We start from the raw sequence: 12,219 nt of genomic DNA, 5'->3' as shown, positions 1-12,219 counted from the left end.
GTTTTTATAACACCGTAACCGAAATCGTGACGACGGCCAGGTCAATTCTGGCCGTCTTTTCGTAGCCGGTGGCCAAGCGCCAAAGTTACTTACCGTTTAATGAAGCAGCATCCGATGAGGTGGTGCCGACCTCAGACTGTTGAAGAACTCGGCCGCGTTCGCAAGGGACACTGAATGGTCAATATTGTGTATGAAGAACCGGCCGACCGCCTGTCCGTAATGACGGCCATAGCTGATCCGCGACCGCGAGCGTGGTCATTCTCGTCGTCTCCTTACCATGAGAATTCCGAGCAGACCGAACCCTCTCGAGCCGTAGCGGAAGTCGAGAAGGCGCTCCCAAGCGCACCGAAGGCTGCGGCGATTTCAGCATCGCTACCCTCGAAGTGACATGCGCCTCTTAGAACAAGATGGACGAAGTCGCTGCTCTCGTTCGCCATCGATTGCGGAACTGCGGCCGCTAGTGTTCTCTCCAACATGCGGCGACATTTCATCAACCGCAGTTCGCTAATGAAATCTCCTGCATCTGGCTTTGACCGTGCCGAGCCTGATCGTTCGGCGGCTAGGATCGGCATCATCCCGCCTATTGCCGGATAGATGCGGCGGTCTCGGCGATTTGCTCGGCCGAATGCCGGCGCGAATTCCGTTTCGTGCGGCCGTACTCGCTTAAAAGGGCCATGTTTCTACAGCCGGCTTACTCGCCGGTGCGTGCATGTAGCCCCTGTAAGTTCGTTTATGGGCGGGGAAATTTTCTAGGAGCAAAGCATAACCCGCCGTCAAATCTCGGCAAATCGGGTGTCCTGCGTACTCTCCCGGCGCCTCCCCGTCGTCTCCTGCAAAGGCGCACATTGAGTACGTCATGGGAAACTTCTTCGAAAAAGCGGCTTCCCGCTGCGCAACGTCCTGTCGGACAACCAGCAGCGACGATTGTCAGCCTTCGAACCATGTCAGCAACTTGACGCTACACACACTTACGAAGTGCCGTCAAAAACCTGCAATTCAATTCGGCACGCCGCTTGCTTCATTCGCCGCATCCTCACAACAGCAGTGCGGTGATCTTCAAGAGCGGACTCGCCGCAGTTTTCAATTGAGGACCTTGAACACCATGAACAAACCTACCATGCCTCAGTCGGTTACGGCCGCACCGCAAACCGAGGCGCTTGGTGTTTTCTTCGAACAGGCGTTCGAACGGCAAATCCGACGGAGCCCGATGAGAGAGGCCGCCTTGCTGCGGCGCAAAGATCGCCAGCATCTATGGGACGAGATCGACGAACCAGCACGGGACCAAGCGGTTCGCGAGACTCGGCAGGATCTTGATCGACTGCGCGCGAACTTCGATCCGCAGACGTTGCCGGACGCGGCCAAGCTGAGCTATCGGCTGTTCGAGAGCAACTGCGTGACATCCCTAGAAGCGGACGAGTTCCGGCATTACAACTACCCGCTAAACCAAATGGGTGGCTGGCAATCGTCCATTCCGGCCTTTCTGCTCAACCATCATCCCATCGACGCTGTCGAAGATGCCGAGGCCTACATCTCTCGCCTCGAGGGAATCCGCAGGTTGGTCGCACAAATCATTGATGGTGTCGAATTGCGTTCTCGCAACGGTATTTTCGCTCCCAGGTTTGTTTACGACAAGATCATCCGGGAATGTCGCAATCTTCTGAGCGGCGTGCCCTTTCATGCTTCAGGAAAGGACTCGACGTGGCTTGCGGATTTCCGCGCCAAGCTCGACGCGCTGCCCATATCTTACGCGAAGAAGCCCAAGCTTACTGAAGCAGCCATTCAAGCGATGATCAGGTTCGTCCAACCGGCTTACGTCGATTTGATTGCAGCGGCGGCCCGGCTCGAGGCCACGTCCAGCACGGACGATGGCGCCTGGAAGCACCCCAACGGACTTGAGTTCTACGCGCAGGCGCTCAGGCACATAACCACGACGGAGCTGTCGGCCGCCCAAATCCACGAGTACGGACGAGAGGAGGTCGGCCGGATCCACGGAGAGATGGAAAAGATAAAGCACTCGCTTGGCTTTGGCGGCGACCTCGCGGCCTTTTTTAAGCACATCAAGACAAACCCAAAGTTTGTCTATCCCGATACCGAGGAGGGACGGAGCACCTACCTCAGCGAAACGTCACGCATTTTGGATGCGATGTACCGCAAGCTCGGCAATTCTTTTGGCAGGCTTCCCAAGGCTCCTTTGGTTGTCAGGCGTGTCGAGCCCTTCCGTGAGAACTCTGGAGCCCTCGCCTTCTATCAGCGAACGACGGCTGACGGCAGCCAGCCCGGCGTCTACTATGTTAACCTGTCCAGAATGGAGATCCTGAAGACGTTCCAGCTCGAAGCTCTCGCCTACCACGAGGGCGTGCCGGGTCATCACATGCAGATTGCGATTGCGAGAGAACTGACCGGAGTTCCCGCGTTCCAGAAGTTCGGCTCGTACACCGCCTATGCGGAAGGGTGGGCGTTATATGCTGAGTCGCTTGCCAAGGACATGGGTGCGTACCGCGATCCGATGTCCGATTTCGGACGGCTCGCGGCGGAGCTGTGGCGCGCCGCGCGGCTTGTGGTGGATACCGGCATCCACACCAGTCGCTGGACGCGCCAACAAGCGATCAACTACCTACGCAAGGTAACGCCCAATCCGTTGTCCGAAATCATAAGTGAGGTGGAACGCTATGTCGTCATCCCGGGCCAAGCTACTGCGTACAAGGTGGGCATGCAGCAATTGCTCGCGTTGAGGAGCAAGGCAAGCTCTCAGCTGGGCCGGGCGTTCGACACGCGCGAGTTCCACGATGTCGTTCTCGGCAGCGGTGCACTTCCCTTCGGACTCCTCAGCGAGCTCGTCGATCGCTGGATTGCGAGCAAAGGCCCTGGCGCAACTCCTCGCAGCTAGCGTGTGAGGGGCGAAGATACAAGGCGGGACGATCAGATCCAGCTTCTGTCGCGTCATCTGGGCCGGGATGAGAAGCGAGGAGCCATCTTCCGATGGGATTAAGTGCCGACGATCCAAAAGGATCTGGTCGCCGACGATCGTGCGGGCCGCCCGCGAAAGAGAGTTAAATCGATAGAAATTCGGATCTCGTGCTCCAAACATCTGTAGGAGCTGTCCGCCCGCAACTTGGCCGCGACCGAGGAAGCCGCGGCATTTTTGATTCCAGGGGCCGCGGGCGAGACGACGTGGCCTGCGCCAAGTTGATTCAGGTCAATCGTGCGGCTTGGAACGAAGGGCCAAGGGCATTCCAAGCGCCGATACGAGAACCGTAGCCGCCCCTAGCCATTGTGTTGCGGTCAGGGCTTCCTGAAGAAAAAGAGATGCGAAAATGGATGTAAACATCGGAACTAGCGGCAGCAACAGCGCGGCTGCGGTCGCGCTCATACGCTCCAGCGCAACGCCGTAGAGAAGAAATGGAATTGACATGAGCAGCAATCCGGATGCGACCACCAAAATAACATCAGTGATAGTTGGCGCGAGCGCCGGCAATGGACGAATACCAATCCATACACATCCTACTGCTGCGAACGCGACGCTTTGGCTTAATGTCGTAAGCCGCAGCGCATCGATCCGAACCGACATAAAACGGACTGTGATACTGTAGAGCGAGGCAAATAGAACACCGCCGAGCACGAGGCCGACTCCCAGTCCGCGCGTTGCGTAGGGATCGGGTTCAGAGGTCCAGCTCAGCAAACCAACTCCGGCAAAGGCCAACAAGCAGAGCAAGCCGACACCCCGGTTGGGGATCTCGCCTAGAATCAACCACGCGAGGAGTATAATCATTGGCGTCTCAACTGCGAACAGGATCGCTTCCACAGACGCCGACAGCATCGTCAGGCCGAAGGTCGAAAAACCAGACGCAAGCGCTGGCTGCAGGAGCCCGGGAAGGCCGGCAGGCCAATCCCTCAAGCGAGGCGGCGCGCCTGAGCAGATGGATAGTACGAAAAGGCTTGCGGCACTCACAGCCAACTGCCCTGTTAACAACGAGAGCGGCTCGATGCAGCAGAGCGCGGCCTTGGACAGGACGTTGCCGATACTCCAGCTGACCATCGCAAGGGTTCCGCAAAGAAGCGGTACGAAACGGCTAGGCTGGCTCATCGGATGGCTTTCCGCTTGCATCAGGCCGTGTGAGGCCCAAATTCGTGCAATAAATCAGCAGCCGCGGATGAACTCCATGGTTGGAGGACACGTCGGAATCAGCCTCCCCCAGAGATAGCGGCCAAGGTTCTGGATGATACCGGGTCCGCGAGATAAGGAGCCAAGGTGCTAACGTTGGGCATCGCTCGTTTAATCGTGAGGTTTATCGCGCGCCCGATTAGCGAGTTGCTAACGGCCAAGCAATCCAAATCGACCGGCATGTGTTACGATTCGCGACGCAGCAAATTAGTCGCATCGAGCAAAACACCACACTAGCCGCTCCGAAAGCTATCTGAGATTTTATCGAGAAGCCGGCAAAGCATCACCAACTGCGATTAGACTCTCAGCGGCTATCCTCTTTGAGCGTCGGCCACTCCTCTGCGCGTCGAGCTAGCTTCTCGTATTCCTCGGCGATCTTAAGGAGCCTATCTCTGGACTTGCCTTCAGGGAACGACACCGCTTTCGTCCGCGTCGCTTCCGCACGGCCTCGCCAGAATTTGGGATCGTAGAACGGATCTTTGCGTTTCATGTAGATGAGATGCACTTCGTACATGAAGAAAGTGCGACACCTGCCCTCCGTATCATTACGTAGTCGCCCTCCCCGCAAATTCGCAAATTCGATCCAATTTATATCCAGGAGGGAGTGAAGCCGGGTGGCGCGATTGGCTTGGGCTAATTGCGGAAGTCACCAGGCCCAGCCGTCAACTCAATTTGCATCGATGGCGGCAGTCCTGATAACCGGTGCGCCTCCGGCCTCATCTGAGCGCGGGTCGAGCCAAGCTGATACAGTGAGGATTTCTGAGTGCGCGCCCTAGCCGCCGGCGACAGACCGGCGGGTTGAGCTAGAACAAAGTCCTTCCGCCCGGGGTCCGCTACATGATCCGGAGGGGTGAAGGAGAAAATGCAGATGCGATCGGATCTGGCGCAATCCTACGGGCAGGACAGGCTGCCGCGCTACACCAGTTACCCCACGGCTCCGCATTTCTCGCCGGCGATCGGCGAGGAGGACTACCGCCGCTGGCTGAAGTCGGTATCGCTCCAGCAGCCGGCGTCGATCTACCTGCACGTGCCCTTCTGCCGGTCGATGTGCTGGTATTGCGGCTGCCACACCTCGGTCACCAAGCGCGACGAGCCGATCGCAACCTATGCAGCGGGCCTGCGCACCGAAGCGGGGCTCGTAGCCGAAACGATCGGCCAGAGACTGCCGATCTCCCATATTCACTTCGGCGGCGGTACGCCGACAATCATGTCGCCCGGGATGTTCGCGGACCTCGTCGGCGCGCTGCGGTATGCATATTTCGTCCTGCCCGATGCGGAGATCGCGGTCGAAATCGATCCGCGCACGCTGACCGAACAGATGACGCAGGCGCTCGGCTATTGCGGCGTCAATCGCGCGAGCCTGGGAGTCCAAAGCTTCGATCCCGCCGTGCGGCGCGCCATCAATCGCATGCAGAGCTTCGAGCAAACCGCAGCGTCGGTCGCGCGCCTGCGCCGTGTTGGCATCAAGCGACTCCATTTCGACCTGCTCTATGGCCTTCCGCTTCAGACGGTGGATTCCTGTCTCGACACCGTCGCCAAATGCGTCGCACTTCGCCCGGATCGCTTCTCGGTGTTCGGCTACGCGCATGTTCCGACATTCAAGAAGCATCAGCGCCAGATCGCTGAAGATGCCCTTCCCGACAGCATCGAGCGCCACCTGCAGTCCGAAAAGATTGCGGAAGCTCTGCTGGACGCCGGCTACATCCGCATCGGCCTCGACCATTTCGCTCTTCCCGACGACAATCTGGCCATCGCTCGGCAGGACGGCCGGCTGAAGCGCAATTTCCAGGGCTACACCGACGATTCCGCCGACACGCTGATTGGCCTTGGTACCAGTGCGATCGGCCGCATGCCGCAAGGATTCATTCAGAACATCGTCGCGACGCGCGACTATCTCGCGCGCATTGCCAAAGGACGGCTCGCGATCGCCAAGGGCTATCGTTTCACCGCGGAAGATCGTTTCCGTGCTGACATCATCGAGCGGCTCATGTGCGATCTTGCCGTCGATCTATCGCGGATATCCAGGGTGCACGGCCGTGACCTCAAATCCGCCATCGTCGATCGATCGCGGATCGAAAGCCTCATCGCCGACGGGGCGGTGACCATGACCAACGATCGCCTTTCAATCAGCGACGGCGCGGAATTCCTGGTTCGCAGCGTCGCATCGGCATTCGATGCGCATCTTGCCAATTCCGCGGCAACGCACAGTCGGGCGGTCTGATCAGCTCACTTTGCCGCGAGCGAGCCGCGTTTGAACAGCCTCCCGATATTCATCACGGGTCTGCGGGATCTTTGTGTCGAGAATCCTCGAGGCGACCATGCGTTCGAGCGGATAATCGCGCGAATAGCCCCTGGCGCCAAACAGTTGCAGCGCCTGGTTGGTCACGTTGTTGGCGCTCTCCGAAGCGATGATCTTCGCCTGCGCCACCAGAAGCGGGTCGGGAAAGGGATCGGCGCTGAGCGCCGCCTGATGCAGCGACAGGCTTACCGCGTTGAGCGCAATCGCCATGTCGGCCAGCATCCACTGCAATCCCTGGAATTCGGCGATCGGGCGCCTGAATTGCCTGCGCTCCTTCACGAATGCCAGCGCTTTTTCGAACGCGCTCTGTGCGAGCCCGAGCGCGAACGAAGCGGGTGCACACGTATTGAGCTGTTGATACTTGCTTTGCTTATGCCCTGACACACTCGGCTGGCAGCCGGAGCCAGCAAGCTACGACCGTAGGCGCCACCATCTCCTTCGAAGGCGCGCTTGGTCAAGTTTCTTCCAGGACGAAACGTGTAAAGGCGGCACATCTAAAGCGCCAGCCATCTCGGGAATAGACGCTCTTCGCTTTCCTGCTATCGCGGCGCGCAGTGTACGCTGACAAGCATCGCAAACCTATTCAATGTTTCGATCTCTCCACTTGCCGGCTTAAAGGGATCAGCCGTGCTGGAGCTCTCGATTACGTCCACGGCTCCGCTCAGACTAGATGGGAATGGAACTGAGATTTGCCAGTGAAAGGCCCCTCAATCAATTCGCGCCAGATGGCTCTTGGGTTTGCGAGTTTTAGATATATCCACACGAGCAGTCCTAGCGAGGGCTTGAATCGCACGTAGCGTTAGATTGTACAGTCTTAAACAACAGGTGGCGCCCTCTCTGACCATCTCAAAGCTTCCCGCCAAGTGATGAGAATTCCTAATGTCCCACACTCGTGAGCTCACGTCGCAAAATCACGATGCTCGAGCACTCACCCGAAGCGAAGTGATCTATCGGCCTCATCGCAAACTGGCAACGTTGCACCCGGAACCGGATGAGAATTTGGCCCGATCTTCGCAGCATGTGGGCGATAGCCCCGGCTGTTACAGACCGCTCCTGGTTCTCTCTCCGCAACCAGGTGCAGCTTCGGGGGCATGTTGGAGGTAGCTCAATCCACAATTGCCCGAGGTATATCTTACCGCGATCGCAACTTCTCTTCGTCTAGCCGGCTCGCAACCGTTGTTTGGCTCGGCGTTGGCGGCTCTGGCTCATCGGCCGTTTAGCCGCCTCCATGCGCTTGGAAGTGACGGTATCTACGAATAGGCGACCGAAGCACCTCTGCGGTGGGTTTGCAGATGCGCGAGTGCGCTTCCGCGGCCTTCAATGCTTTGAATGGTTCCGACCTGCTTCGCGGTAGACAGGTCATGCTGCGCTTCGCGCAGAAAGAACAGACCGCAGGATGTATGGACTTGAAGAGGATATCGTGAATCAAAAGCAGCGAACGTATCGGTCTTGGTTTTTCAAAGTACACCACTGTGCAGCATCACTTGCTGTTGCTGCTGTGACCACAACGGTTCTATGCGCCGAACAGGCGGGTGCGCGAGATCGGCTGGCGACACCGGAGGAACGAGAGGCTTGCACACCGGACGTGCTTCGCCTTTGTAGCAGCCACATACCTGATGCAGGAGCCATCACTGCCTGTCTCAGAGCCAAGTTCGTAAACCTGAGTGACCAATGTCGCTACGTGATATCGTTTCGAGACTCTGCCAAGGGAAAGGAAAGCTCGAAATGAGCCAGCGCCGATAGCCCGGCGGCTTCGATTGCCCACGTTCGAGACTAGCCCCTGGGGCTGAATTCCAGGACGGCAACGCCGAATGGGGACAGATGAAAGGGCGCGGGCAATTGAGGCTGCACCAACCGCTTGCGAATGACGGAATTCTCGGCGCTGGGCCCTTGCTTGGACGAACAGGCGAATGCGTGAATTAGCTTTCCAGACCATTCTGATCGCCAACAGAGGCGAGATTGCCGTACGAATCATCAAGACCTTGCGAGGGCTGGGGCTTCGCTCTGCAATTGTCTACCACGATGCGGATGCGGGGACGCCGGCTGTCGCCATGGCTGACACGGCGATTGCGATCAGCGGTCGCACGCCGATTGCCGCCTATCTCGATATCCCGCAAATCATCGCTGCTGCCCAAAAGGCGAGCGCCGACGCCCTTCATCCGGGCTATGGATTTCTCTCCGAGAATGCTGAATTCGCCAGGGCGGTGACAAAGGCGGGCATTGCTTTTATCGGGCCAGCTGCGGAAAGCATCGAACTGATGGGCGACAAAATCAGGGCCCGCAACTTCGTTCAGCGGAACGGTTTTCCGGTTGCACCGTCGGCGATCGAAGAAGATGATCCAGCGACATTCACATTCAGGGCGCGAACTGTCGGCGTTCCTTTGCTGGTGAAACCATCGGCTGGAGGTGGCGGCAAGGGCATGCGGATCGTGCGCGACCTCGCTAACTTGGAGGACGCGATTGCGCAGGCGCGCAGTGAGGCGCAGAGATACTTCGGTGATGGCCGACTTTACATCGAACGATACGTCGAAAACCCGCGGCACATCGAAGTCCAGGTGCTCGGCGACTCCTTCGGAAACGTGGTCCATCTTTTCGAGCGAGAGTGCTCGGTGCAGCGCCGGTTCCAGAAAGTCATCGAGGAGGCGCCGTCCCCTGCACTATCGGGGACGTTGCAGAGGCGCATCTGCGAAGCCGCCGCGGGCATCGCGCGTGCCGCCAAGTACCAGAACGCAGGCACTGTCGAATTCATCTACGGCGGCGGAGAGTTCTATTTTCTTGAGATGAATACGCGTCTGCAAGTTGAGCATAGTGTGACCGAGATGATCACCGGCATCGATCTTGTTGCGCAACAGATCTATGTCGCCGCGGGCCGCGAACTTGGATTTTCGCAGTCCGATGTTGTCTCGAAAGGACACGCGATCGAGGCTAGACTGTATGCGGAAGCCCCGGAACGCGGATATGTTCCGACGACTGGCAAGGTACTTGTTCTTGAGTATCCGGACGGCGACGGCATACGGATCGACAGTGGCATCGTGCAAGGCCAGCAGATCACGACCGCGTTCGATCCCATGCTCGCAAAGATCATCGTGCATTCGCCCACGCGCATGGAGGCTGCGCTGAAGGCCCATCGGGCGATGCGGGAGCTGGTGCTTCTCGGCTGCGAGACAAACGCACACTTTCTCACACGTATCCTCCGCGACGAGGCTTTTCTGAGCGGACACGTCCATACCGGATATCTTGAGGAAAATCCGCATATTGCATCGGGCGAACCCGCGTCCGACTTATCTGACTTCCTCGCCACAGCCGCCCTCCTGACGAGACCTGTCCGCGAATCTGCAGACGCCGTGCCCGAGCTTCATGCAGCGCTGGGCAGCTGGAGAAACTGACGTGAACCACTCTTTTGAAGTTGATGGCGTAGCTTATCAGCTATCGCTTTCACGTTGCCAACAGGACTATCGGCTTTGCTTGAGCAATGAAGTGATTGCTCCAATCGCGCTCTCCCAGCAATCCGAGGGTTGCGGCGTCCTTACCATCGCTGGCGAAAGCGAACCGGTTAGGTTTGCCATCGACGGCGATGTTATTCACGTGCATATTCGCGGCAGGACGCGCATTTTGCACTACCGCGACGCGTTGAGAACGCTCGCTTGCGCGAACAATAAGCAACGTCATCGGATGGCTCGCGCGCCGATGCCTGGCCTCGTCGTTACGACCAGCGTTTCGCCTGGCCAAGCCGTTTCCGTAGGCACGCCGCTGATGATAATCGAGAGCATGAAGTTGGAAACCATCATACGCTCTCCAGGAGACGGGGTGATCGACCGGATTCACTTCAACGAAGGCGAAAGCTTCGAGCAAGACGCAGTGCTGGTTACGCTCTGCGAGCAAGGGCGTTGAGATGCAGCGAATCGCTTCTGCAGTGGATGTCAAATCCCACGAATTTCGCCTCAACCAACTCCATAACAAACGACTCGCGGCCGAATTGAAGGAACGACAACGTACCGTCCGCTTCAACCGCACTGAACGGGAACTTGAGCGCCTGCGCCGGCAGAACAAACTGTTTGTACGGGATCGTATCGAGGCTTTGCTCGATCCAGAAACGCCGTTCCTCGAGCTTTCGACTCTAGCAGCTAACAAGGCTTACGACGGCGAGGTGCCTGGCGCAGCGCAGGTCGTCGGCATCGGCATCGTAGCGGGTCACGAAGTCATTGTTCACGCCGATGACGCTAGCGTGAAGAGCGGCGCATGGTATCCCCTGTCTGTCAAGAAGATCGTGCGGGCCTTGGACATCGCGATCGAGAACCGTTTACCTGTTGTTCATCTGTGCGACTGTGCTGGTGGATTTCTGCCTTTGCAGGCGGAGTTCTTCGCCGATCGATACTACGCCGGGCGAATCTTCCGCAATCAGTCCATTCTCTCGAAGATGGGAGTGCCGCAAGTCGCCATCGCAATGGGTCATTGCACCGCAGGAGGGGCGTACGTCCCCGCGCTTAGCGACTACAACATCATCGTGGAGGGAACGGGCGCGATTTTTCTAGGGGGGCCCCCAGTCGTGAAAGCGGCCACGGGCGAAACGGTATCCGTCGAAGAGCTTGGCGGCGCTCATATGCATACCAGCGTGTCTGGAACGAGTGACTATTTCGCAAACTCCGAAATGCACGCGATTGCCATCGCGCGGGACATTGTCGCTGGCTTCAATCCTGCTACGAAAGCCTCGATCAATAGAGTCGCTCCGGAGCCGCCCGCTTACGATGCGTCTGAGTTGTACGGCATTCTTCCCAGGGATCCTCGAGTGCAGTTTGACATGCGGGAGATTATCGCCCGTCTGGTCGACGGCAGCCGATTCCACGAATACCAGCCTCGCTATGGCCAGTCTTTGGTGTGCGGCTTCGCGCGCCTTTATGGATATCAGATGGGGCTTATTGCAAACAACGGCGCACTGTTCAGCGATAGCGCGCTGAAGGGCGCTCACTTCATCCAATTGTGCGACAAGAATCGGACGCCCCTGCTGTTTCTGCAGAATATCACGGGTTTCATGGTCGGCCGCGAATACGAACGGCGGGGCATCACCAAGGATGGCGCCAAGCTGATCATGGCCGTCTCTGGAGCGTCGGTGCCTAAATTCACGGTTATTTGCAACCGCTCCCACGGAGCGGGGACATTCGCCATGGCGGGACGAGCTTTCGATTCACGCTTTATGTTCTCCTGGCCGCAGTCTCAGATTTCAGCGATGGGTGCAGAGCAAGCGGCAGGCGTGCTTACCCATATCAAGGCAAGACAATTGGCCCGGGCGGGTGGACGCTTATCGGAACAAGATTTGACGGCCATTCGAGAGCCTATTGTCGAAGAGTATCGGGAACGATCGAGCGCCTACTATGCAACTTCCGAAATCTGGGACGACGGCATTCTTGATCCCGTCGACACCAGAAACGCGCTCGCAATCGTCCTGAGCGCTTCGCTCAATACTCCCATCGAGGCGCCACGTTACGGCGTCTTCAGAATGTAGCGATCGGATCAGGCGCAAAGCGAGAAGGCGCTGATCATGCCGATCCTTCGATTTGACTGGCTTCCAAATCGGCGGCTGGGTCTACCTCCACACTCACGGAAAGGAAGATTAAGTGAGACGCATCACCTTCGCCGCTGTCTTCAGCCGATGAGAGCCGGATCTGAACTCAATATGCTCCAGTATCGACACTTTCGATGCAGCTAGAGGAGACCGAATTCGAACTCCGGTGGCGACCACTGAGGCGCTGATGCATCAGCG

General features: G+C 58.0%; 7 protein-coding genes. 5 read left to right on the top strand and 2 right to left on the bottom strand.

Annotation, left to right across the window (positions count from 1 at the left end; genetic code table 11):
- The first annotated feature begins 856 nt into the window (after positions 1-856).
- Positions 857-2,887 (top strand): DUF885 domain-containing protein, encoded by a 2,031-nt coding sequence (locus YUO_RS42270; protein WP_083754779.1) that lies wholly within the window; start codon positions 857-859, stop codon positions 2,885-2,887.
- A 309-nt stretch (positions 2,888-3,196) separates the two neighbouring features.
- Here YUO_RS42270 and YUO_RS0130515 read toward each other — a convergent pair whose 3' ends face one another.
- Complete coding sequence (locus YUO_RS0130515) at positions 3,197-4,084, bottom strand: DMT family transporter (protein WP_198028125.1); 888 nt, start codon at positions 4,082-4,084, stop codon at positions 3,197-3,199.
- A 946-nt stretch (positions 4,085-5,030) separates the two neighbouring features.
- On the opposite strand from YUO_RS0130515, the gene hemN reads away from it, so the two are divergent.
- Positions 5,031-6,383, top strand: a complete 1,353-nt coding sequence (gene hemN, locus YUO_RS0130505; RefSeq protein WP_028350643.1) for an oxygen-independent coproporphyrinogen III oxidase — start codon at positions 5,031-5,033, stop codon at positions 6,381-6,383.
- On the opposite strand, the gene YUO_RS0130500 is transcribed toward hemN, so the two are convergent.
- Positions 6,384-6,845 carry an acyl-CoA dehydrogenase family protein gene (locus tag YUO_RS0130500; RefSeq protein WP_028350642.1) on the bottom strand — a complete coding sequence of 154 codons (462 nt, stop codon included), beginning with the start codon at positions 6,843-6,845 and terminating at the stop codon, positions 6,384-6,386.
- A 1,526-nt stretch (positions 6,846-8,371) separates the two neighbouring features.
- On the opposite strand from YUO_RS0130500, the gene YUO_RS0130490 reads away from it, so the two are divergent.
- From YUO_RS0130490 to YUO_RS0130480, 3 genes are read left to right on the top strand one after another with little or no spacing between them, the layout of a single operon-like run.
- On the top strand, positions 8,372-9,847 hold the full coding sequence (locus YUO_RS0130490) for an acetyl-CoA carboxylase biotin carboxylase subunit (RefSeq protein ID WP_028350641.1): 1,476 nt from the start codon (positions 8,372-8,374) through the stop codon (positions 9,845-9,847).
- A gap of 1 nt (position 9,848) precedes the next feature.
- A complete protein-coding gene (locus YUO_RS47330) occupies positions 9,849-10,352 on the top strand; it encodes an acyl-CoA carboxylase biotin carboxyl carrier protein subunit (protein ID WP_198028124.1) in 504 nt (167 codons plus the stop codon).
- 1 nt (position 10,353) lies between these two features.
- A complete protein-coding gene (locus tag YUO_RS0130480; protein ID WP_028350640.1) occupies positions 10,354-11,961 on the top strand; it encodes an acyl-CoA carboxylase subunit beta in 1,608 nt (535 codons plus the stop codon).
- Positions 11,962-12,219: the final 258 nt, after the last annotated feature.

The sequence above is a fragment of the Bradyrhizobium murdochi genome (assembly GCF_000472965.1).
Taxonomy (GTDB): Bacteria; Pseudomonadota; Alphaproteobacteria; order Rhizobiales; family Xanthobacteraceae; genus Bradyrhizobium; species Bradyrhizobium murdochi.
This window is presented reverse-complemented; position numbering and strand designations above follow the sequence as displayed.